Source organism: Pectobacterium aroidearum (assembly GCF_015689195.1).
Taxonomy (GTDB): domain Bacteria; phylum Pseudomonadota; class Gammaproteobacteria; order Enterobacterales; family Enterobacteriaceae; genus Pectobacterium; species Pectobacterium aroidearum.
In genome coordinates this window covers 4,191,170-4,213,133 of sequence record NZ_CP065044.1, presented here as the reverse complement: position 1 = coordinate 4,213,133, position 21,964 = coordinate 4,191,170, and the positions used below count along the sequence as shown (strand labels likewise).

At 50.6% G+C, this 21,964-nt stretch carries 18 protein-coding genes and 1 tRNA gene; 13 read left to right on the top strand and 6 right to left on the bottom strand.

All coding sequences use genetic code 11. The annotated features are described in order from the left end of the window. Positions 1–181 precede the first annotated feature (181 nt). On the top strand, positions 182–3,280 hold the full coding sequence (locus tag I2D83_RS18775) for an amino acid adenylation domain-containing protein (RefSeq protein WP_241007245.1): 3,099 nt from the start codon (positions 182–184) through the stop codon (positions 3,278–3,280). Between the two features lie 247 nt (positions 3,281–3,527). Here I2D83_RS18775 and I2D83_RS18770 read toward each other — a convergent pair whose 3' ends face one another. The 3 genes from I2D83_RS18770 to I2D83_RS18760 are packed head-to-tail and all read right to left on the bottom strand — an operon-like array spanning position 3,528 to position 5,063. After that, positions 3,528–3,959, bottom strand: a complete 432-nt coding sequence (locus tag I2D83_RS18770) for a hypothetical protein (protein WP_014914123.1) — start codon at positions 3,957–3,959, stop codon at positions 3,528–3,530. Between the two features lie 56 nt (positions 3,960–4,015). Next, positions 4,016–4,477, bottom strand: coding sequence for a lysozyme (locus tag I2D83_RS18765; RefSeq protein ID WP_012773283.1), 462 nt, complete (start codon positions 4,475–4,477; stop codon positions 4,016–4,018). Then, a complete protein-coding gene (locus I2D83_RS18760) occupies positions 4,470–5,063 on the bottom strand; it encodes a DUF2589 domain-containing protein (RefSeq protein WP_181845132.1) in 594 nt (197 codons plus the stop codon). The genes I2D83_RS18765 and I2D83_RS18760 overlap by 8 nt, the downstream gene beginning before the upstream one ends. A 433-nt stretch (positions 5,064–5,496) precedes the next feature. Here I2D83_RS18760 and I2D83_RS18755 point away from each other — a divergent pair, with 433 nt between their 5' ends. The 12 genes from I2D83_RS18755 (at position 5,497) to I2D83_RS18700 (ending at position 18,724) form a co-directional block, all read left to right on the top strand. Beyond that, positions 5,497–6,111 (top strand): response regulator transcription factor, encoded by a 615-nt coding sequence (locus tag I2D83_RS18755; RefSeq protein WP_205947093.1) that lies wholly within the window; start codon positions 5,497–5,499, stop codon positions 6,109–6,111. 322 nt (positions 6,112–6,433) lie between these two features. Then, positions 6,434–6,510, top strand: a tRNA-Met gene (locus I2D83_RS18750). A 218-nt stretch (positions 6,511–6,728) separates the two neighbouring features. Beyond that, positions 6,729–7,181, top strand: a complete 453-nt coding sequence (rimP, locus tag I2D83_RS18745; protein WP_010279686.1) for a ribosome maturation factor RimP — start codon at positions 6,729–6,731, stop codon at positions 7,179–7,181. Positions 7,182–7,202: 21 nt separating this feature from the next. Further along, the gene (gene nusA / locus I2D83_RS18740; RefSeq protein ID WP_012773287.1) at positions 7,203–8,732 is read left to right on the top strand and encodes a transcription termination factor NusA; all 1,530 of its coding nucleotides are present in this window, start codon (positions 7,203–7,205) and stop codon (positions 8,730–8,732) included. A gap of 25 nt (positions 8,733–8,757) precedes the next feature. Then, positions 8,758–11,457, top strand: a complete 2,700-nt coding sequence (infB, locus tag I2D83_RS18735) for a translation initiation factor IF-2 (protein WP_012773288.1) — start codon at positions 8,758–8,760, stop codon at positions 11,455–11,457. A 74-nt stretch (positions 11,458–11,531) separates the two neighbouring features. Beyond that, positions 11,532–11,930: a 30S ribosome-binding factor RbfA gene (rbfA, locus tag I2D83_RS18730; RefSeq protein ID WP_180777463.1), complete on the top strand. Its 399-nt coding sequence runs from the start codon at positions 11,532–11,534 to the stop codon at positions 11,928–11,930. Further along, entirely contained in the window at positions 11,930–12,874 is a 945-nt protein-coding gene (truB, locus tag I2D83_RS18725; protein ID WP_180777464.1) for a tRNA pseudouridine(55) synthase TruB, read from the top strand. Before rbfA ends, truB begins: the two co-directional genes overlap by 1 nt. Positions 12,875–12,995: 121 nt before the next feature. Beyond that, on the top strand, positions 12,996–13,265 hold the full coding sequence (gene rpsO, locus I2D83_RS18720; RefSeq protein ID WP_010279698.1) for a 30S ribosomal protein S15: 270 nt from the start codon (positions 12,996–12,998) through the stop codon (positions 13,263–13,265). 249 nt (positions 13,266–13,514) lie between these two features. After that, complete coding sequence (pnp, locus tag I2D83_RS18715) at positions 13,515–15,635, top strand: polyribonucleotide nucleotidyltransferase (protein WP_205947092.1); 2,121 nt, start codon at positions 13,515–13,517, stop codon at positions 15,633–15,635. 140 nt (positions 15,636–15,775) lie between these two features. Continuing rightward, positions 15,776–16,660 carry a lipoprotein NlpI gene (gene nlpI, locus I2D83_RS18710; RefSeq protein WP_012773292.1) on the top strand — a complete coding sequence of 295 codons (885 nt, stop codon included), beginning with the start codon at positions 15,776–15,778 and terminating at the stop codon, positions 16,658–16,660. A 104-nt stretch (positions 16,661–16,764) separates the two neighbouring features. Then, positions 16,765–16,842: a protein YrbN gene (gene yrbN, locus I2D83_RS22610; RefSeq protein ID WP_155116494.1), complete on the top strand. Its 78-nt coding sequence runs from the start codon at positions 16,765–16,767 to the stop codon at positions 16,840–16,842. After that, entirely contained in the window at positions 16,835–18,724 is a 1,890-nt protein-coding gene (locus tag I2D83_RS18700) for a DEAD/DEAH family ATP-dependent RNA helicase (RefSeq protein ID WP_180777465.1), read from the top strand. The genes yrbN and I2D83_RS18700 overlap by 8 nt, the downstream gene beginning before the upstream one ends. 110 nt (positions 18,725–18,834) lie before the next feature. Here I2D83_RS18700 and I2D83_RS18695 read toward each other — a convergent pair whose 3' ends face one another. The 3 genes from I2D83_RS18695 to ubiU all read right to left on the bottom strand — a co-directional run bounded on the left by I2D83_RS18695 (position 18,835) and on the right by ubiU (position 21,893). Continuing rightward, entirely contained in the window at positions 18,835–19,842 is a 1,008-nt protein-coding gene (locus I2D83_RS18695; protein ID WP_181829684.1) for a luciferase-like monooxygenase, read from the bottom strand. A 165-nt stretch (positions 19,843–20,007) separates the two neighbouring features. Continuing rightward, positions 20,008–20,886 (bottom strand): U32 family peptidase, encoded by an 879-nt coding sequence (locus I2D83_RS18690; RefSeq protein ID WP_205947091.1) that lies wholly within the window; start codon positions 20,884–20,886, stop codon positions 20,008–20,010. An 11-nt stretch (positions 20,887–20,897) separates the two neighbouring features. Then, a complete protein-coding gene (gene ubiU / locus I2D83_RS18685) occupies positions 20,898–21,893 on the bottom strand; it encodes a ubiquinone anaerobic biosynthesis protein UbiU (RefSeq protein ID WP_205947090.1) in 996 nt (331 codons plus the stop codon). Between the last annotated feature and the right edge of the window lie 71 nt (positions 21,894–21,964).

Sequence of the window (21,964 nt, the reverse complement as noted above, 5' to 3'; positions counted from 1 at the left end):
TATTTGTTAAACCCATACTCAGGCATGCGTATTATTTTAAGTGTCTTTCCTGGTATTAGCATGACGAACCCATCGTTACGTGTTCTCATTTTTACTGCATTCACTTTTCACCGTGTGAGATACCGGACGTCGCGTTAGAACCATTCCCGCAAAAAGCATCCTTTTACAATATGGAAGGAAAATGATGAAGAATAGAAAAACGGTCTTTGAAATTATCTCTGAATGGTCACTGAAAAGCCCCGATAAGACGGCAGTGGAATTTAATGGCGACAGGCTAAACTATCAACAAGTAGAATTACGGTCACGTCTTTTGGCCGACTATCTGTTATCACACTACCCGAATAATAAACGTGGCAGAATTGCTGTCTATCTGGAACCTGGGGTCATGATGCCCGTGGTCTTACTGGCTATTTTAAAAGCCGGGTATACCTATGTTCCTCTCTCACATTTTCATCCGTCAGAAAGAATCATTCAGATCCTTGATGACTCGTCGGCATTTTTACTTATTTCCACGCGCTCGATGTTAAATAAAACGGCTATCGATAAAGTTTTTTCTTCTACGCTCGTATTAGAGGATATCCATTATCCGGCTGAGCTGGCCGCCGTGCTGCCTCCGGTTTGTGAAAACGATCTCGCTTATATTCTCTATACCTCCGGCTCTACCGGGAAGCCAAAAGGGGTGGCCATTGAGCACCGGAACCTGAGTTATTATCTGAACTGGTTTAATGAGGATGTGTGGCCAGAAACGCGTGCGACGCTCCCTCTGACATCGTCACTCAGCTTTGCTGCTGCCGTGACACAGCTTTATGCGCCTTTATTACGTGGCGACACCCTGTTTATTTTACCCGCCGATAGTTTGAATGAGCCGGACGTTTTATTACGTTGGCACCAACAGCATCCAGACGGAGCCATTTACTGCGTGCCGACCGTTTGGGACGAACTGCTGCGTTATCAGGCGGCATCTGCTCACGCATGGGCGTTACCCAAAACCGTTTTTCTCTCTGGCGAACCCGTCTCTTTTGATTTAAAAGAGCGCACGTTCCAACAGATCCCCGATGTCCGGCTCTTTAATCTGTATGGCCCGACGGAAACGACGGCCAACTGCTCGTTTGCCGAATTGGCACCGGGAAAAGGTGTGACGCTTGGTAAGGCGCTACGTGGCAGCGAAATTCTGATCGTGGATGAGAGTCTGCGTCCTGTTGCTGAAGGGGAAGAAGGGGAGATTTGCGCCTTTGGTGAAGGTGTCGCCCGTGGCTACATTAATCGAGACGAATTAACGCAACAGCGTTTCTTCACCCATGTGCGAGCTGATAAAAGCGACTGGGGACATCGCACTGGCGACCTTGGAAAAAGGATGCCGGATGGGGAAATTGTGTATCTGGGGCGCATCGATCGCCAGATTAAGATTAATGGTATTCGTATCGAGCCTGAAGAGATCGAAATCGTGTTACGTCAGCATGGCGATATCGACAAGGCGTTGGTGCGGCCGATTCAGGAAAACGGGCGTCAGCGTCTGGTCGCCTATCTGGTCAGTCATAACCCGTCGCTTGCCACGAACGATCTGCGTCGCTTCTTGCAGGACAAACTGCCGCGAGCGATGCACCCGTCCCATTTTATTATGCTGGAAACTCTGCCCAAATTGCCTAACGGGAAATTGGATGTGAGCCGGCTGCCTGCGCCTTGTCCGCAGCGCCCTGAACTGGGGTATCCGGTTAAAACTGCAGGCAATGAGCTGGAGCAGGAACTGATTGATATCTGGCAGGAAGTGCTTGGTTTTCGTGAGCTCGGCGCCAACGATAACTTTTTCGATTTAGGGGGCGATTCGCTTCAGGCGATGAACGCCAGGCTACTGATTCGAAAACGACTGTTTAGCGACATTGATTACCCGTTGTTTTTCAACAACGCAACGCCCCATCTGCTGGCTTTCATCGTCCCTTACTATGTTAACGATGACGAGCCCACGTTTGACGAGGGTACAACGGATATTGAGGCGCTCACACCGTCATCCCAGCAGCGTTATTTTCTGACGCTGGATCAGCTCAGTCCGGAACCGTCGGTCTATCAATTGGCCTTTCGCCTGACGATAGACGGTACACTGGATGAATCTGCCGTGGAATGGAGTCTTGGACGTATCCTGGAAGGCAATCCGGTATTGCGGACTCGCTTCGATCTGGATCGGCTACAGTGCCTTGAGGGGGATTATCCGATCGAGGCGATCCCGATTGAACGACTGACGGCTTGCTCTCCCGGCGGGCTGGCGAATACGCTGAGCGACCGACAGCTGCTGGAGCTGGTCAATACGCCAGAGATGGATTTAGAACATTCGCCGCTCACCTGTTTTCATCTGGTCTCGCTGACGGCGCAACGGCATATTCTGCTGGGACGTGTACACCATACGGTGTTCGATCATGACGCCATTGGTTTGTTCTTCAATCAGTTTATTGATTACGTCCGTGCTTATAGCGCAGGCGATCGCAGCTATCGAATAGGCAGTGAGGAGCGCTATCTGCGCTATCGTCAACAGCAACGACGTACCAACGATCAGTGCTACCCAAGAGAACGGCAGTTCTGGCTGGATAAAATGGTGGATTACCTGACGGCGGGTGCCGATGCGACGGCGTTTCCTCTTAGTGAAAATCAGGAGGGAGAAAATTATTGGTGTATTTTTTCTGATACGTTAACGCAGGCGATCAAGCACTATGCCCAGCAGCATCGCACAACGCCATTTGTCTGCATGCTGACCGCTTTTACTCTGCTGCTCAAAACCACAAACTACCGCCATGTGCCCATCGGTATTCCGGTGTCGAACCGTATGCTGGCGGACAACGCTACCACGATAGGCTGTTTCGTTAACATGGTGACGTACTATGATGATGCACCCGCGCAGGAGTCTTTCAGCACGCTTTTGGCCCGTAGCCAGAATAAGATCCATGCCATTTTGGACAATCAGACGCTGCCCTATGATGTGTTAATGGCCGACGTTCGGGCCAGAGGATGGTCTGATCAACTGCGTTTCCCTGTGAGTTTTAACTATCTGACCGCCATGCCGCTGGCTGTACAAATCAATGAGACTGAATATCAGATCGCGGACATTGCTAATCATCAGGCTCGGCTGGATTTGACGCTTTCTGTTTATGACGATGATGCACTGACGCTGTGTTTTAATTATCAGCAGGCGGCGTTTGAAGCGGAAGAGATTGCCGCGCTGTCTCATCAGTACCATCAAATTCTCATGGATATCGTACAGCCAAGCGCGACGTCCTCGTACGGCAAGCCGTAATAACGCTAACGAAGGCGTCCCGAACCGAGGCGCCTTCGTTGAGGTGGTTTGCATTTAGGCGTTGGTTTCGTTGGCAATGCATGGGTGGGGGGAGTCGAACACGTCGGGAAGGAGAAAGCGGTAGCAGGAAGGCAGTGAGATACCTTCCTGCCATATGGGCGATGTGCGGTTGAAAGCCCTGATTCTTAAGAACGTTTGCCTTCAAAAACACTTGCTCTCAAGAACATTGACCTCTAAGAACAATCTCTTAAGGGTCTGGTGGGGTTTTGTCATCGGGCGTTTTTTTCTGGGCCTCATTAATTAAATGAACGCCTTTTCTGGCCTGTTTTATTTCTGATGCGACATCCAGAATATCGTTATTCTCTCGATAGCTGAAGAAATTTGCCAGCAGCGTAACCAGGCCTACGCTAATCGCGCCAACCAGATAGCCTAATCCTATTGCATTCTCCATTTTACTAATATTAACGTGCAGCAATTCGGCGATAATCCCTACCAGTGAGAAGGCAGCTGAAATGCTGATGATGATAATAATTAATGCGGCAATGAATTTGTCATAATTATTCAATTTCTGCGGTCGCCAAAAAAAGGAAATACTGAGTCCGCCGAATAGTCCTGCAACTGATGCAATAATATCACTGATCAGAATGTCATAAATGATAGGGAGTTGTGAGGTATCCATAATATATCCACGATGATTTACTCTGTGAAATAGCGTTTTTTAACTTCTGTTGAATATTAATTTGGTGTGATGGATTGTAGGAAAAGGGCTTTCTCTGCTTCTCTACGGCGAAGGAGTCCTTCCACGACTTGCTCACCATCTTTGTCCCAGCGTGGAAATTGAGCTGCTGCGCCAACATAGTCACCTTGGTTAAGCAGGCGCAATAATGTCGACGTCTTCAGACTATTGACTCCCAGGTTGTAGGTAAATGATGTTAATGCACCAAATTGATTTCCGTTGAGGTCAACGTTCACATAATGCTGAACACCATTTTCCGCCGTTTTTAAGTCCTGTCGTAACAATAAATCAGCTTCCTGGGGGGTAATTCCATTATCAAAGTTTTCATTCGGCAGTATTAAATGTCCATATCCAATCGTCCATTTACCTGCTGTGTCACGATACTTTGTTAATTTCAGACCTTCAAAACTCTTAATCAGCGAGAGTCCTGCTTCATTGATCGTTTCAGGAATGTTAGCCATTGTTTTTTTCCTCTTGTGTTATTTTTGGAAGAACGAGATTGGTATATTCATCAATTAACCGCATGATGCTTTCTGGAGGTTCGAGCGCAGTGAACTGCATTTCTATATCGACGTGCTGACTATTTCTGCCTTTTGTATTTTTGCCAGAAGGCGACATACTGACGTGAAAATTACTAATATTATAATCGTCTAAAGGTGGGGTTATTTCGTCCTTGTTTACCGCATCGGTTCTCACCGTCATTTGCACTTTCATTTTTTCCAGCATCAACCCCCTTGGGGTAGAAAGGGCAACCAGCGGCAGTTCGATGTGGTGTCGGGAGTCGAGTTGAATCGAAACCGTCTTTGGCGTTAGTGCGCCATCAGCGCCTCGTTCAAAAAAAGGATCGAGCGTTTGTTGGTATTGGTGAGCGATAAATTGATTGGCGGCGGTGGCGGCATGCTGCATGCCGCGAGCAATATCTGCCAATGTCATTGCCTTTGATGACGTTGCGCAATCGTTTAGCGTGGAATGCGGATTTTTCCCTTGGGAATGATCAACATCATCTGGTTTTTTATTTTTCCCCGTTATCCAATTTTTGAATGACATACTCTCTCCTTATCTTATTTTCCAATTGCTAAAAATAAACAGCCTGGAGGGAAATAAATGACAATTTGAGAAAACTTAACAGCTAATGAAAGAGGGATATATCAGTCATTTTGTTAGAGGCAGCATGTAATACGACATAGGCCATTTATTACCATTTTTAAAATCTATTATGCTAAATATTTTTATGCGTTTATGAAATCATTACGCCATTAGGTCTTATTTTGAGATAATATTTCATTGCTAATGGTATTCCTCTTCGGGGGTTTTATCTGAAGTTATCATGTCAGTATGCGTGAATAAATATGACCAGGTCTATAAGGTAAACGGCATATGCCAAATGGCGTGACATCATATCTTTCAAGATAGGCTAAAACTTCTTAGAGGGCATTTTTAAATATGGCATTTTAAAATAAAGGTAAATGGAGATTGCACAGTGAATGTTGTTATTATTGACAAATCCCCTGTTTTCATTCAGGGCTTATCTGTTGGGCTGAATGATTTTATTCACAATGTCAATATTGTTGGCGTAAAGGAAATTGACGATGTATGGCCTTGCCTTGAGGGGATGAAAAACGCTTTTATTTTACTAAATTGTAATAAAGAAAATGGAGAGTACAGTTTTTTCCTTGAAACTCTGTATGAGAAATATATTGGTGTCAGTGTGATTATTATGGTTGATGCTATAGAAAGACATATTTTGAATAACTATCTGAAGCATCATGTTATGGGGGTCGTTCTTAAAACATCTCCCGTTGATTCTATTGCTCAGGCATTAAAAACAGTGTCAATGGGTATGGTCTGTTTACCGGATGATGGCGTGATCTATGAAGGATGGAGCGTCGATAACAGTGTAAAAGGCAAACTGAGTGAAAGGCAGCATGAGGTGCTACAACTGATTGCATCAGGCGCTTCTAATAAACAGATTAGTCGGACATTAAACATCAGTGCAGGAACCGTGAAGTCGCATTTGGAGTCGATTTTCAGGCGACTTAATGTGCGTAACAGAACGCAGGCTGCGATCGTACTATTAGAAGAAGAACGAAGATAAGTTAGAAGAACGAAGATAATTTTATCCCATTACATTATTTAGCTGTTGTTTTATTAAAGCATCAGGGAATCCCCACTGCGTCATCTTTTTTAGCCACTTCAGGTACCCGTGCCTTTCTTCGACGGTTGCTTTACTTTACGGCTGGTATGACGACACCAGATCAATTTATAAAGTGAAATACCTCTTGCCGTGAGCCGTCTCTCGATGGCTGATGATTCTTGACAACGGTGCGCATTGCGCGTATAAGAATCGCCTTCGAACCAATCCTATGGATGACTTGCATTTCTGGAGTTGTCAGCGTAGTATTTGCCACGTTTTCGGACGCGGGGTGGAGCAGCTTGGTAGCTCGTCGGGCTCATAACCCGAAGGTCGTCGGTTCAAATCCGGCCCCCGCAACCACTTAACTTCCAGTAAAGTGTTTTTTCAAATACGTTCTTCACTCAATTTCTATCTCTTTTTGCAGTGATTTTTGAAAAAATCCTTCACCGAAAGTTATGCCGCGCTGGTTAGCGGTATTAGGGTCCAGTTGCATAAAGCCCCGATTTTTCGGGGTTTTTTGTTATTTGGCAACAAACAACTGGGCTATTAGGCCCTTTTTTTATGTCTTGGGGGTGGACTTGTCCACATTAGAGCAAAAATTAACAGAGATGATTTCAGCACCCGTTGCCGCCTTAGGCTACGAGTTGGTTGGGATTGAGTTCATCCGCAGTCGCCAATCGACGCTGCGTATCTATATTGATAGTGAAGATGGCATCACTGTTGATGATTGTGCTGATGTCAGCCACCAGGTCAGTGCGGTATTGGACGTCGAAGATCCAATCACTGTTGCCTATAACCTGGAGGTTTCGTCTCCAGGGCTTGAGCGTCCCTTATTCACGGCAGCACATTATCTGCATTTCGTCGGTGAAGAGGTAACAGTGGTGCTGCGTATGGCAGTCCAGAATCGCCGTAAATGGTTGGGTGTAATCAAAGCTGTTGACGGCGAAATGATCACCATAACAGTGGAAGGCAAAGATGAAGTATTCGCGCTGAGCAACATCCAGAAAGCGAATCTTGTACCCCACTTTTAAAGTTTGGATGAGGCAACTAGGATGAACAAAGAGATTCTGGCTGTTGTTGAAGCAGTTTCCAATGAGAAAGCCGTCCCGCGCGAGAAGATTTTTGAAGCGCTGGAAACCGCACTGGCGACAGCGACCAAGAAAAAATACGAGCAGGAAATTGATGTTCGCGTCAGCATCGATCGCAAAACAGGCGATTTTGATACCTTCCGTCGTTGGTTAGTGGTGAATGAAGTCACTCAGCCAACGCGTGAGATTACGCTTGAAGCCGCGCAGTTTGAAGATTCCTCTCTTGATGTTGGCGGTTACGTTGAAGATCAAATTGAATCCGTAACCTTTGACCGCATTACGACGCAAACGGCAAAACAGGTTATCGTACAGAAAGTTCGTGAAGCCGAACGTGCGATGGTTGTTGATCAATTCCGTGAGCAAGAAGGCGAGATTATCACCGGTGTCGTGAAGAAGGTGAACCGTGATAATATTTCGCTTGAAGTCAGACCAATCGATGGCTCTAACACCAGCGCAGAAGCGGTAATCGGCCGCGAAGATATGCTGCCTCGTGAGAATTTCCGCCCTGGCGACCGTATTCGTGGCGTGCTGTATTCCGTTCGTCCTGAAGCTCGCGGTGCTCAACTGTTTGTCAGCCGTTCCCGTCCGGAAATGCTGGTTGAACTCTTCCGCATTGAAGTGCCAGAAATCGGTGAAGAAGTTATCGAGATTAAGGCTGCTGCCCGCGATCCGGGTTCACGTGCGAAAATTGCAGTGAAGACGAATGACAAGCGTATCGATCCCGTCGGTGCTTGTGTTGGTATGCGTGGCGCACGCGTGCAAGCGGTTTCCAGCGAGCTGGGCGGTGAGCGTATTGACATCATTCTGTGGGATGACAACCCTGCACAGTTTGTGATCAATGCCATGGCACCTGCCGATGTGGTATCGATCGTGGTTGATGAAGATACCTGTACGATGGATATCGCCGTTGAGTCGAGCAATCTGGCTCAAGCGATTGGTCGTAACGGGCAAAACGTACGTTTGGCTTCTCAACTGCTGAAACAGCATCGTTCAGACGACCGTTGGGAACTGAACGTGATGACAGTGGAAGATCTTCAGGCCAAGCATCAAGCTGAAGCACATGCTGCAATCGACGTCTTTACCAAGCATCTTGATATTGATGACGAATTTGCCACTGTGTTGGTTGAAGAAGGTTTCTCTTCACTTGAAGAACTGGCCTACGTACCAATCAAGGAACTGCTGGCTATTGAAGGCCTTGATGAAGAAACCGTTGAAGCATTGCGTGAGCGTGCTAAAGCCGCATTAACAACGCTGGCACTGGCGCATGAAGAAAGCCTTGGTGACGGTCAACCTGCTGAAGACTTGCTTAGCTTGCCTGGGCTGTCGCGTGAGTTGGCGTTCAAGCTTGCTGCGATCGGTGTTTGTACGCTGGAAGATCTTGCTGAACAGGGCGTTGACGACCTGACAGATATTGAAGGGCTCAATGATGAGCAAGCGGGCGAATTGATTATGGCCGCACGTAATATCTGTTGGTTTGGCGACGACAACGAATAACGAACTGTAGCAGGAAAGGAACAGCATGACAGATGTAACCGTAAAATCGCTGGCCGCAGAGATTCAAACTCCGGTTGACCGCCTGATACAGCAGTTTGCTGATGCGGGAATGACCAAGTCTGCATCGGACGCTGTGACCCAGCATGAGAAAGAAACATTATTGGCGCACCTGAACCGCGATCGCGGTAATGCGCAGGGTAAACTGACGCTGCAACGTAAAACGCGCAGCACGTTAAATGTCCCCAGCACTGGCGGTAAAAGTAAGTCGGTGCAGATCGAAGTCCGCAAGACACGCACTTATGTAAAACGCGATCCGATTGATGCCCAACAGGCGGAAGAGGAAGAGCAGGCACGGCGTGAAGCGGAAGAACAGGCACAACGTGCCGCTGAAGAGCAGGCTAAACGCGAGGCTGAACTGCGCGAAGCTGCTGAGAAAGCGAAGCGTGCTGCCGACGAGCAAGCCAAACGTGAAGCCGCTGAAAAAGCTAAGCGTGATGTAGCGGAAAAAGAAAAAGTGACGAACCAACAAAACGAAAATATGACCAAGCCGGCCCAGGCCGAGAAAGCAAAGCGCGAAGCGGAAGCTGCCGAACTTAAGCGTAAAGCGGAAGAAGCGGCACGTCTGAAAGTTGAAGAAGAAGCCCGTCGCATTGCTGAAGAAGCCCGTCGTATGGCCGAAGAGAATGCAGGTCGTTGGGAAGCGGAAAGCGCTAAACCTGAAGAATCTGCCGATTATCATGTGACGACGTCTCATCATGCCCGTGAAGCGGAAGATGAAAATGACCGTCAGGTTGAAGGCGAACGCCGCAGCCGCAGCCGCGCTGGCAAAGTAACCAAGCAGAAGAAAGGCAATCGCCAGTCTGAGTCTAAAGCCGACCGTGAAGAAGCGCGTGCCGTTACCCGCGGTGGCAAAGGCAAGCGTAAGCCAAGCTCGCTGCAGCAGAGCTTCAATAAGCCTGTTCAGGCGGTCAACCGTGATGTTGTGATTGGTGAAACCGTTACCGTTGCTGAACTGGCTAACAAAATGGCCGTTAAAGGCTCTCAGGTCATCAAAGTGATGATGAAACTGGGTGCGATGGCAACGATCAACCAGGTTATCGACCAGGAAACTGCGCAACTTGTCGCAGAAGAAATGGGCCATAAAGTCATCCTGCGTCGTGAGAACGAGCTGGAAGAAGCGGTAATGAGCGACCGTGATACGGGTGTTGCAGCGGAAGCGCGCGCACCGGTCGTGACCATCATGGGTCACGTTGACCACGGTAAAACCTCTCTGCTTGACTATATTCGTTCAACCAAGGTCGCAGCGGGTGAAGCGGGTGGTATTACCCAGCACATCGGTGCTTACCACGTTGAAACCGACAACGGTATGATTACGTTCCTGGATACACCGGGACACGCCGCGTTTACCGCAATGCGTGCTCGTGGTGCTCAGGCAACGGATATCGTCGTACTGGTTGTGGCGGCGGATGATGGCGTGATGCCTCAGACCATCGAAGCGATCCAGCACGCGAAAGCTGCTCAGGTTCCGGTTGTTGTTGCAGTCAACAAAATCGATAAGCCTGAAGCCGATCCCGATCGTGTGAAAACCGAACTGTCTCAGTACGGCGTTATGCCGGAAGAGTGGGGCGGCGAATCCCAGTTTGTCCACGTATCCGCTAAAGCCGGTACGGGCATCGACGAACTGCTGGATGCGATTCTGTTGCAGGCCGAAGTTCTGGAACTGAAAGCAGTCCGTAGCGGCATGGCAAACGGTGTAGTGATCGAATCCTTCCTGGATAAAGGTCGCGGCCCGGTTGCAACCGTACTGGTTCGCGAAGGTACGCTGAATAAAGGCGACATCGTGCTGTGCGGCTTTGAATATGGCCGTGTCCGTGCGATGCGTGATGAGTTAGGTCGTGAAATTACGTCCGCAGGTCCTTCTATTCCTGTCGAAATTCTCGGTATGTCCGGTGTGCCTGCCGCAGGTGATGAAGCGACGGTTGTTCGTGACGAGAAGAAAGCGCGTGAAGTGGCCTTGTATCGTCAGGGTAAATTCCGTGAAGTCAAACTGGCTCGTCAGCAGAAATCTAAACTGGAAAACATGTTTGCCAACATGACAGAAGGTGAAGTTTCTGAACTGAACATCGTGCTGAAATCTGACGTTCAGGGTTCTTGTGAAGCGATTTCCGATTCACTGCAGAAACTGTCTACTGATGAAGTGAAAGTGAAGATCGTGGGCTCCGGTGTGGGCGGTATCACAGAAACGGACGCCACGCTGGCAGCCGCTTCGAATGCGATTATCCTTGGCTTTAACGTTCGTGCAGATGCATCAGCACGCCGCATTGTTGAATCAGAAAGCCTGGATCTGCGTTATTACTCCGTCATTTACGACTTGCTTGACGAAGTGAAGCAGGCGATGAGCGGTATGTTGGCGCCGGAATACAAGCAAGAGATCATCGGTCTGGCTGAAGTTCGTGATGTCTTTAAATCACCGAAATTTGGCGCTATCGCCGGTTGTATGGTGACGGAAGGTATCGTGAAACGTCACAACAAGATCCGCGTACTGCGTGACAACGTGGTGATCTACGAAGGCGAGCTGGAATCTCTGCGCCGCTTTAAAGATGACGTTAACGAAGTTCGTAACGGCATGGAATGTGGTATCGGCGTGAAGAACTACAACGACGTTCGCCCTGGCGATATGATCGAAGTCTTTGAAACGATTGAGATCAAACGTACGATCGCGTAATTCTTTTGCAGCGACGACGTAAGCTATTCGTAAGGGGGGCCTAGTGCCCCCCGATTTTTACTGGAGAATTTATCATGGCAAAAGAATTCAGCCGCACCCAGCGCGTTGCGCAGGAAATGCAAAAAGAAATCGCCATTATCATTCAGCGTGAAGTAAAAGATCCGCGTATCGGCATGGCGACCGTATCCGGTGTGGAAGTTTCTCGCGATCTGGCGTATGCCAAAGTTTTTGTGACCTTCCTGAATGATAACGAGCCAGAACAAATTAAAACGGCGCTGAAAGCACTGCAGGATGCTTCTGGTTTTATTCGTACACTGGTTGGTAAGGCAATGCGTCTGCGTGTTGTCCCGGCACTGACCTTCTCCTACGACAACTCGTTGGTTGAAGGGATGAGAATGTCCAACCTGGTGACCAATGTGGTCAGAAACGATACGGAACGTCGTTCTGTTACGGGCGAAGATCAGGAGGATTAATGAGTCGTCCTCGTCGCCGTGGCCGTGATGTACACGGCGTATTGCTATTAGATAAGCCGCAGGGCGTGTCGTCTAATGATGTTTTACAGAAGGTAAAACGGATTTTTAACGCTAACAGAGCGGGCCACACGGGGGCATTGGATCCATTAGCCACCGGTATGTTGCCGATTTGCCTTGGGGAAGCGACGAAATTTTCCCAATACCTGCTGGATTCAGATAAACGCTACCGTGTTATTGCTCGACTTGGACAGCGAACCGACACCTCTGATGCCGATGGCAACGTGATTGAAGAACGAGCGATTGGTTTTTCTGCTACGGAACTGGAGCAGGCGCTGGAGGGCTTTCGTGGCACCACGCAGCAAGTGCCATCCATGTACTCAGCGCTGAAATACCAGGGGCGTAAGCTGTATGAGTATGCCCGTCAGGGGCTGACTGTTCCGCGTGAAGCACGTGAAATCACCGTGTACGAACTGCAGTTCATTCGTTGGGAAGGGGATGAGCTGGAGCTGGAAATCCACTGTTCTAAAGGGACATACATCCGTACCATTATTGATGATTTGGGCGAAAAGCTGGGCTGTGGCGCGCATGTGATTTACCTGCGTCGTTTGCAGGTGGCTACGTATCCTATCGAAAGAATGGTAACGCTGGAGCAGTTGGCCACATTGGTCGAGCAGGCTCAGGCACAAGAGCTTTCGCCTTCGCTGAGTCTCGATCCGCTGCTCATGCCGATGGAAAGCCCGGTCATTGATTTTCCTGAAGTGAATTTGACGCCCGTTGTCGCCGGTTATTTGAAGCTGGGGCAGCCCGTTCAGGCCGCGAATGCGCCGTTGAACGGTATGGTGAGAATCACCGAAGGCGACGCGCACACGTTTATCGGTATGGGTGAAATCGACGGCGATGGTCGCGTTGCGCCACGGCGTCTGGTTGTTGAGTATCCGGTGTAAACCCGCCCGTTGCTGCCTTGCTATCGCAGAACGCTGAGGGTAGAATAGCGCGGCTTGACTGCTGGGTGGCTGAATTAGAGATCGGCGCCCGTTTTTTTATCTATAATATTGGAGTATTACAATGTCTCTAAGTGTTGAAGCTAAAGCTAAAATCGTAGCAGACTTCGGTCGTGGCACTAACGATAGTGGTTCTACTGAAGTTCAGGTTGCTTTGTTGACTGCGCAGATCAACCATCTGCAAGGCCACTTTTCTGAGCACAAAAAAGATCACCACAGCCGTCGTGGTCTGCTGCGTATGGTTTCTCAGCGTCGTAAGCTGCTGGACTACCTGAAGCGTAAAGATGTAGCACGTTACACCAGCCTGATCGAGCGTCTGGGTCTGCGTCGCTAAGTCTTCTGAGTTTCAGTGGGAAGGGGCCTCTTTTGGCCCCTTTCTTCTAGGAAGCGTTAGCAAAACAGAGTAGTGTATTGTTGTTAATATGATCTTTCATTACAGAGGTTCGCGCGGCTAATGAGAGGCTTTATCTGCATGAGCAAGATAAGGGTTGTCATTAGTCGTGAGGATGTAGTGTAAAGGTCGGGAGTTCACTGGCGCGTTTATCTTGAATACGTGTAGCGCGCCCCAGCTAAGGATATTATTTTGCTGAATCCGATCGTTCGTAAGTTTCAATATGGTCAGCATACCGTTACGTTAGAGACCGGTATGATGGCTCGTCAGGCTACCGCCGCTGTGATGGTAAGCATGGATGACACCGCGGTATTCGTTACCGTGGTCGGCGCGAAAAACGCCAAACCCGGCCAAAGTTTCTTCCCATTAACGGTTAACTATCAGGAGCGTACCTACGCTGCCGGACGTTTCCCTGGTGGTTTTTTCCGTCGTGAAGGCCGTCCAAGCGAAGGCGAAACGCTGATTTCTCGTCTGATCGACCGTCCAATCCGCCCTCTGTTCCCAGAAGGTTTCCTGAATGAAGTTCAGGTGATTGCGACCGTGGTTTCCGTTAACCCGCAGGTTAACCCTGACATCGTTGCCATGATTGGTGCCTCTGCGGCGCTGAGCCTGTCTGGCATTCCGTTCAGCGGACCTATCGGCGCTGCGCGCGTTGGTTATCTGAACGATCAGTATGTTCTGAACCCAACGACAGATGAGCTGAAAGAAAGCCGTCTGGATCTGGTTGTTGCAGGTACAGAAGGCGCGGTTCTGATGGTGGAATCCGAAGCCGACTTGCTGAGTGAAGACCAGATGCTGGGCGCAGTCGTATTTGGCCACGATCAACAACAAGTTGTGATCGAAAACATCAACGCTCTGGTTGCCGAAGCGGGCAAACCGAAGTGGGACTGGCATGCGCCAGAAGTGAATGTTTCTTTAGAACAGCGTGTACAGGCTCTGTCTGAAGCTCGTTTGGGTGACGCTTACCGCATCACTGAAAAACAAGAGCGTTATGCACAAGTTGACGTCATCAAAGCTGACGTTGAAGCTGCTCTGCAGGCAGAAGATGAAACGCTGAACGCGGGTGAGATCCAGGAAATTCTGGGCAACGTCGAGAAAAACGTTGTGCGTAGCCGCGTGCTGGCTGGCGAACCACGTATCGATGGCCGTGAAAAAGACATGATTCGTGGTCTGGATGTGCGTACTGGCGTACTGCCGCGTACCCACGGTTCTGCGCTGTTCACCCGTGGTGAAACTCAGGCGTTGGTCACTGCAACGCTGGGTACCGAGCGTGACGCACAGACCATCGACGAACTGACCGGCGAACGTACCGATCGCTTCCTGCTGCACTACAACTTCCCTCCGTACTCTGTTGGTGAAACGGGTATGGTTGGTTCGCCTAAGCGTCGTGAAATTGGTCACGGTCGTCTGGCTAAGCGTGGCGTGTTGGCTGTTATGCCGAAGGCGAGCGAATTCCCGTACACCGTCCGTGTGGTATCTGAAATCACGGAATCCAACGGTTCTTCCTCTATGGCGTCTGTCTGCGGTGCGTCTCTGGCACTGATGGATGCTGGTGTGCCGATTAAATCAGCCGTTGCAGGTATCGCGATGGGTCTGGTGAAAGAAGGCGACAACTTTGTTGTGCTGTCCGATATTCTGGGTGACGAAGACCACCTGGGCGATATGGACTTCAAAGTTGCCGGTAGCCGTGAAGGTATCACCGCGCTGCAGATGGATATCAAGATCGAAGGGATTACCCGTGAGATCATGCAGGTTGCGTTGAATCAGGCCAAAGGTGCGCGTTTGCACATTCTGGGCGTGATGGAACAGGCAATCAGCACACCACGTGGTGATATCTCTGAATTTGCACCACGTATCCACACCATCAAGATCAGCACCGATAAGATCAAAGATGTCATCGGTAAAGGTGGTTCTGTGATTCGTGCGCTGACCGAAGAAACGGGCACCACCATTGAAATCGAAGACGATGGTACTGTGAAGATCGCTTCAACCGACGGCGAAAAAGCGAAACACGCGATTCGTCGTATTGAAGAGATCACTGCTGAAATCGAAGTTGGCCGCGTGTATCAGGGTAAAGTTACCCGCATCGTTGACTTTGGTGCTTTCGTCGCTATCGGCGGCGGCAAAGAAGGCCTGGTGCATATTTCTCAGATCGCCGACAAGCGCGTAGAGAAAGTGACTGACTACCTGCAAATGGGTCAGGAAGTATCGGTCAAGGTTCTGGAAGTTGATCGTCAGGGCCGCGTACGCTTAAGCATCAAAGAAGCAACAGCGCCAACTCAGGAAGCGGCAGCCCCGTCTTCTGAGGAATAACGACTGTTAGAAAACAGTCTTATGGCACCTTGCCTGATTATCATGGCAAGGTGCCTCGTCTATCGTAAGGGTATGGATGTCCTTGCGTTGAGCAGTCCGGGACAGGATGTTCATCCAATGTTTGTCTTCGGGAGTGGGAAATGAAGCCTTTCTTGCGCTGGTGTTATGTTGCAACAGCACTCATGCTGGCAGGATGCAGCAACACGGATTGGCGTAAAGACGCAGTATTGGCGATTCCGTTACAGCCTACTTTACAGCAGGAAGTGATTCTGGCGCGCATGGAACAAATCCTTGCAAGCCGGGCATTAACCGATGATGAGCGAGCACAGCTATTATATGAGCGCGGAGTGCTGTATGATAGTCTCGGGTTACGGGCATTGGCGCGGAATGATTTTTCACAAGCGTTGACGATCCGCCCTGATATTCCAGAAGTTTTTAACTATTTGGGTATCTATTTAACGCAGGCAGGCAATTTTGATGCTGCCTATGAAGCGTTTGATTCTGTACTAGAGCTTGATCCAACTTACAATTACGCGCGTTTAAACCGGGGCATCGCTTTGTATTACGGCGGTCGCTACCTGTTAGCGCAGGATGATCTGCTGGCGTTTTATCGAGACGATCCGAATGATCCTTTCCGTTCGTTGTGGCTGTATCTTGTGGAGCGAGAAATCAATCCAGAGACGGCCAAAGTTGCGTTGAAGAAACGCTATGACGACGCCAAGAAAGGGCCTTGGGGATGGAATATTGTCGAATTCTACCTGGGTGGTATCAGTGAAAAAACACTGATGCAGCGTTTACAGGAAGAAGCTACGGATAACACTTCGCTCGCTGAGCATCTCAGTGAAACTGACTTCTATTTAGGTAAGCACTACCTAAGTCTGGGGGACAAGAACACCGCTTTGGCGCTGTTCAAGCTGACGGTTGCCAACAACGTCCATAACTTTGTTGAGCACCGCTATGCATTGTTGGAATTGGCGCTATTAGGCCAAGAGCAAGACGACCTATCAGGATCGGACCAGCAATAGCTGACGAACATCTAATCAGCCTGAAAAACTTCGGTTATCACCTTCACGGGTGAGGGCTTTTTTGTTCGCTTTTTAATCCAATTTGAGCCGGTTCACACTTTTCAATGAAAATGACTGAAAATTTTCACGACGAGTTATGTAGACTGGCCGCCATGTGTAATGAGGCACGTGTACATGACTGATTTAGTAACTTCTTTTGCCGATTTGGGGTTGAACACCTCTATCCTTAATGCCCTGACTGATTTGGGCTATGAAAAACCGTCTCCGATTCAGGCGGAATGTATTCCTCACCTGCTGAACGGTCGCGATGTGCTGGGTATGGCACAGACCGGTAGCGGTAAAACAGCAGCGTTCTCTCTGCCATTACTGAACAATCTGAAACCTGAGCTTAAAGCACCACAGATTCTGGTGCTGGCACCGACCCGTGAGCTGGCGGTGCAGGTAGCAGAGGCCTGCAATGATTTCTCCAAACATATGCACGGCGTTAACGTCGTCGCACTGTACGGCGGCCAACGCTATGACGTGCAACTGCGCGCGCTGCGCCAGGGTGCGCAGATTGTCGTGGGTACGCCGGGTCGTCTGCTGGATCACCTGAAACGCGGTACGCTGGATCTGTCCAACCTGAGTGGTCTGGTACTGGACGAAGCCGATGAAATGCTGCGTATGGGCTTCATCGAAGATGTTGAAAACATCATGGCTCAGATCCCTGCTGAACATCAGACTGCGCTGTTCTCTGCGACCATGCCTGAAGCGATTCGCCGCATTACGCGCCGTTTCATGAAAGATCCGCAGGAAGTTCGCATTCAATCCAGCATTACCACGCGTCCAGACATCAGCCAGAGCTACTGGACGGTGCAGGGTATGCGTAAAAATGAAGCGCTGGTGCGTTTCCTGGAAGCAGAAGATTTTGATGCGGCGATTATTTTCGTTCGTACCAAAAATGCAACGCTGGAAGTGGCTGAAGCCCTGGAACGTAGCGGCTACAACAGCGCCGCGCTGAACGGTGATATGAACCAGGCGCTGCGTGAGCAAACGCTGGAGCGTCTGAAAGATGGCCGTCTTGATATCCTGATCGCGACCGACGTTGCGGCGCGTGGTCTGGACGTTGAACGTATCAGCCTGGTCGTCAACTACGATATCCCGATGGATGCCGAGTCTTACGTTCACCGTATTGGCCGTACCGGTCGTGCGGGTCGTGCGGGTCGTGCTCTGCTGTTTGTTGAGAACCGTGAACGCCGCCTGCTGCGCAACGTTGAGCGCACAATGAAGCTGACGATTCCTGAAGTGGAATTGCCAAATGCAGAATTGCTGGGTCAACGCCGTCTGGCTAAGTTTGCTGCTAAAGTACAGCAGCAGTTGGAAAGTAGCGATCTGGATATGTACCGCGCGCTGCTGACTAAACTGCAACCGCAGGAAGAGCTGGATGTCGAAACGCTGGCTGCGGCGTTGCTGAAAATGGCGCAGGGTGAACGTCCTCTGATTCTGCCACCGGATCCTGTGTTCCGTCCTCGTCGCGAATTCCGCGATCGTGATGATTCCCGTAGTGATTCACGTGGCGATCGTCGCCGCGATCCGCGCGATTCTCGCGAAAGCCGTGACGGTGATCGTCCGCAACGCCGTGAGCGTCGTGATGCAGGCGAAATGGAACTGTATCGTATCGAAGTGGGCCGTGATGACGGTGTTGAAGTTCGTCACATTGTTGGCGCAATTGCCAACGAAGGCGATATCAGCAGCCGCTACATCGGTAACATCAAGCTGTTCGCGTCTCACTCGACGATTGAACTGCCGAAAGGTATGCCGGGTGACCTGTTATCACACTTTACCCGCACGCGTATTCTGAACAAACCGATGAACATGCAATTGCTGGGTGATGCTCAGCCGCATGAACGTCGTGGCGGTGGCCGTCCTGGTGGCGAACGTCGTGATGGCGCTGCTCCACGTCGCTCTTTCGGCGGTGGTGAACGTCGTGAAGGTAACGGTGGTGAGCGTCGCGAGCGTTCTTTCAACCGTGATAACCGTGACGGTGCTTCACGCGCGCCACGTCGTCGTCCTGCTGACGCGTAAGCTTCACTTCAGCTTGCTTCAATACAGGCTGTCGTAACAAAATCAGCTGCAATATAAAACGACCCGTTCAGGGTCGTTTTTTTTGGTTCAAACAAATCTATCAACGTACGTTAAAGCGTTTGCCGCACATCCATCGCAATTTCAAAAGATTGCAGGCGTGCCTGATGGTCAAATATTTGGCCATTGATCATCACTTCGTCCGCCTGTGTTTCTCGCAACAGACTCTGCAATCCATGACGCACCTTAGCGCGATCGCCAACAATGGACAGCCGTAATGCTTGATCCGCGCCAAACTGCTCGGCAGGTGATCCGACCGTGTCGATGTTTTCTACCGGTGCGGGGAGCGGACCCGGTGTACCACGGCGCAGGTTGATGAACTGTTGCTGCATCGAGGTAAAGAGGAAGCGTGCATCCCGATCGCTCTCTGCCGCGACTACATTCACGCAGACCATCGCGTAAGGTTTGGCGTGGGTGGCTGAAGGGATAAAGTGTTCGCGATAGAGATGGAACGCTTCCAGCAACATATCGGGCGCGAAATGGGCGGCGAAGGCAAAAGGCAACCCCAGTCTTGCGGCCAGTTGTGCGCTGTACAGGCTTGAACCCAATAGCCAGATCGGAACGTGTAAACCTTGTCCCGGAACGGCTTGCACTGGTTGGCCCGGCTGTGCATCGGCGAAATAGCGTTGCAGTTCCTGCACATCGCGTGGGAAATCTTCAATATCGGCATTGAGGTGACGGCGCAGTGCCATCATGGTGCGCTGGTCGGTGCCGGGTGCGCGGCCTAATCCCAAATCGATGCGGCCGGGATACAGCGATTCCAACGTACCAAATTGCTCTGCAATGACGAGCGGTGAGTGGTTCGGCAGCATCACGCCGCCGGAGCCGAGACGAATGCGCGCCGTTCCCGAGGCAAGGTAGCCGAGCAGCACTGAGGTTGCTGCGCTGGCGATACCGGTCATGCTGTGGTGTTCCGCCAGCCAATAGCGGTGATAGCCCCATTTTTCTGTATGTTGCGCCAGATCCAGCGAACGATGGAAGGCGTCACGTGCTGTCGCACCCTGCGGAATAGGCGCAAGATCGAGGACGGAAAACACAGCAGCTTGAGAAGGTGTGGACATAATATGACTCACTTTGTTGTTCACTGACTCCACCTGAGCGATGGATGCTAATGCCGTCAGTCAATGATGAAAGTCAGATCAGTATGCGGGAATGTCACGGTTATACGTAGTTCAAAGGTGCGCTTAGGAAGAAAAGGGCGGCTGGCCGCCCGGATAGGATATGGCTTATGGGACAAGCTCAAGGCCAGCGACGCGGCGCCAGTAGCCGTTACAATCGGCCTGATTTTCCAGCGCTAATGGTGCAGTGCCTTGTTCGTTGGCGCGGAATTTATCCAACATCGCCAGCGTACTGATATCGTTCGGGGACAGTCGGACAATATCGACCAGATCCCGCATCGATGTCAGCTCGTTGCCGAGGTTGTAGCAATAGCCGCTTTGCGTCTGGATACCATTCAGGACAAAGACCTGCTGGTTCTCCTGCGACAGCATTTTTCTGCCTTGCGGGTAACTCAGGCAGCAGGTTTCACATTCGTCTTTTGGTCGATCTTCTGAACGCGCAGTGAAGCAGCGGGCGGAATAGGCTAACGGCAAATGTCCGTAGCTGAGCACTTCTACTTCAAATTTATGGCGAAAGCCAAGCTCGTCACACTGATTCAGCAGGTTTTGCAGCCAGTCACGAGAAAGCTCGACTGGCATACACCAGCGCACCATGCCTTGTTTATGCAGCACACGTAGGGTGTACGCGTTGTAGCAGTTGAGCGCGTGTCCGGCGACAAACGGCAGGTTGCGCTCGGCTGCGATGTTAACTGCACCCAGATCGTTCGCTTCCAGCAAGAACTCGCCGTTTTCCACATAGCGCTTCAGTTCCGTAAGTTCAGACGGAGCCTGCAAGAGCGCCAGCGTCGAGATCACCACCTGCTTGCCGCTGCTGGCGACTTCACGGGCCACGTTGAACCAGTCCGCCACCTTCATCAGTCGGCGTTTGCTGCACACGGTTTCGCCGAGATAGACGATATCGGCGCTGCTGCTTACCGCAGCCTGATAAAATGCCTCGACGTCCTCTTTCGGCCAATAGTAGAGAATATTCCCTAATGCGTATTTCATGTGTTCTCCCACTACTGCCATTTACGGTGATAAGCACCGAGTGTGGTCTGCGTGCCTTCGGCCACCGCACCTAACGCGTCCATCCAGGCCTGTGTTGGCACGAATGTCTCAGGATTGGCGCGGCAGCGATCGATAGCCTGTCGCCATACCTGCGTGATCTGGCTGACATAGGCCGGACTACGCTGGCGACCCTCTATCTTCACGGAGGCAATATTGGCGGCCATCAACTCAGGCAGAAGCTCCAGCGTGTTCAGGCTGGTGGGTTCTTCCAGCGCGTGATAGCGCTGCCCATCAACGAGGTAGCGGCCTTTACACAGCGTGGGATAACCGGCGTTTTCATCATCCTGATAGCGGTCGATCAGAATATTGTTCAGGCGTGATTCCATGCCGCTCTCCGTCTGCTGCCAGCGTACGAATCGCGCGGGTGAACAGGCACCCACGGTATTCGGTGATTCACCGGTCAGATAAGACGAGAGATAACAGCGGCCTTCCGCCATGATGCACAGGCTACCGAAAGCAAAAACTTCGAGCGGCACTGGGCTGGTGCGGGCGATTTGCTTCACCTGATGGATGGACAGCACACGTGGCAGCACAATGCGTGATACATCAAAATGGCGATGATAGAAACGGATCGCTTCAGTGTTTGTCGCCGAAGCCTGCACCGACACGTGACGCTCAATGTGAGGATAGCGTTCGGCGGCGTACTCCAGCATGGCAATATCGGCGAGGATCAGCACGTCGGCGCCGATCTGTGCTGCCATATCCACGGCTCGCTGCCAGCGCTGATAACCGTCCGGGTGAGCAAACGTATTGATGGCGATATGCAGTTTACGCCGATGGCGGTGCACGTATTCGCGCGCTTCCTGGAGTTTCTTATCGGTAAAATTCAGCCCGGCAAAATGACGTGCGTTGGTGTCGTCCTTCAGGCCGATATAGACCGCATCTGCGCCATTATCGATGGCCGCTTTCAGTGCCGGCAGGTTGCCGGCGGGGCAAAGCAATTCCATACACAATCCTTCATTAATCCCTTCGGGGCCGTCGCGGCTCGTACGATCAATGATGTTTAGACTGACGATCG

What these genes read in the sequence shown, in the direction of transcription:
- I2D83_RS18775 (WP_241007245.1), top strand. Translation starts at nt 182, where the DNA reads ATGATGAAGAATAGAAAAACGGTCTTTGAAATTATCTCTGAATGGTCA.
- I2D83_RS18770 (WP_014914123.1), bottom strand. Translation starts at nt 3,959, where the DNA reads ATGGATACCTCACAACTCCCTATCATTTATGACATTCTGATCAGTGAT.
- I2D83_RS18765 (WP_012773283.1), bottom strand. Translation starts at nt 4,477, where the DNA reads ATGGCTAACATTCCTGAAACGATCAATGAAGCAGGACTCTCGCTGATT.
- I2D83_RS18760 (WP_181845132.1), bottom strand. Translation starts at nt 5,063, where the DNA reads ATGTCATTCAAAAATTGGATAACGGGGAAAAATAAAAAACCAGATGAT.
- nusA (WP_012773287.1), top strand. Translation starts at nt 7,203, where the DNA reads ATGAACAAAGAGATTCTGGCTGTTGTTGAAGCAGTTTCCAATGAGAAA.
- infB (WP_012773288.1), top strand. Translation starts at nt 8,758, where the DNA reads ATGACAGATGTAACCGTAAAATCGCTGGCCGCAGAGATTCAAACTCCG.
- rbfA (WP_180777463.1), top strand. Translation starts at nt 11,532, where the DNA reads ATGGCAAAAGAATTCAGCCGCACCCAGCGCGTTGCGCAGGAAATGCAA.
- truB (WP_180777464.1), top strand. Translation starts at nt 11,930, where the DNA reads ATGAGTCGTCCTCGTCGCCGTGGCCGTGATGTACACGGCGTATTGCTA.
- rpsO (WP_010279698.1), top strand. Translation starts at nt 12,996, where the DNA reads ATGTCTCTAAGTGTTGAAGCTAAAGCTAAAATCGTAGCAGACTTCGGT.
- nlpI (WP_012773292.1), top strand. Translation starts at nt 15,776, where the DNA reads ATGAAGCCTTTCTTGCGCTGGTGTTATGTTGCAACAGCACTCATGCTG.
- yrbN (WP_155116494.1), top strand. Translation starts at nt 16,765, where the DNA reads ATGAAAATGACTGAAAATTTTCACGACGAGTTATGTAGACTGGCCGCC.
- I2D83_RS18700 (WP_180777465.1), top strand. Translation starts at nt 16,835, where the DNA reads ATGACTGATTTAGTAACTTCTTTTGCCGATTTGGGGTTGAACACCTCT.
- I2D83_RS18695 (WP_181829684.1), bottom strand. Translation starts at nt 19,842, where the DNA reads ATGTCCACACCTTCTCAAGCTGCTGTGTTTTCCGTCCTCGATCTTGCG.
- I2D83_RS18690 (WP_205947091.1), bottom strand. Translation starts at nt 20,886, where the DNA reads ATGAAATACGCATTAGGGAATATTCTCTACTATTGGCCGAAAGAGGAC.
- ubiU (WP_205947090.1), bottom strand. Translation starts at nt 21,893, where the DNA reads ATGGAATTGCTTTGCCCCGCCGGCAACCTGCCGGCACTGAAAGCGGCC.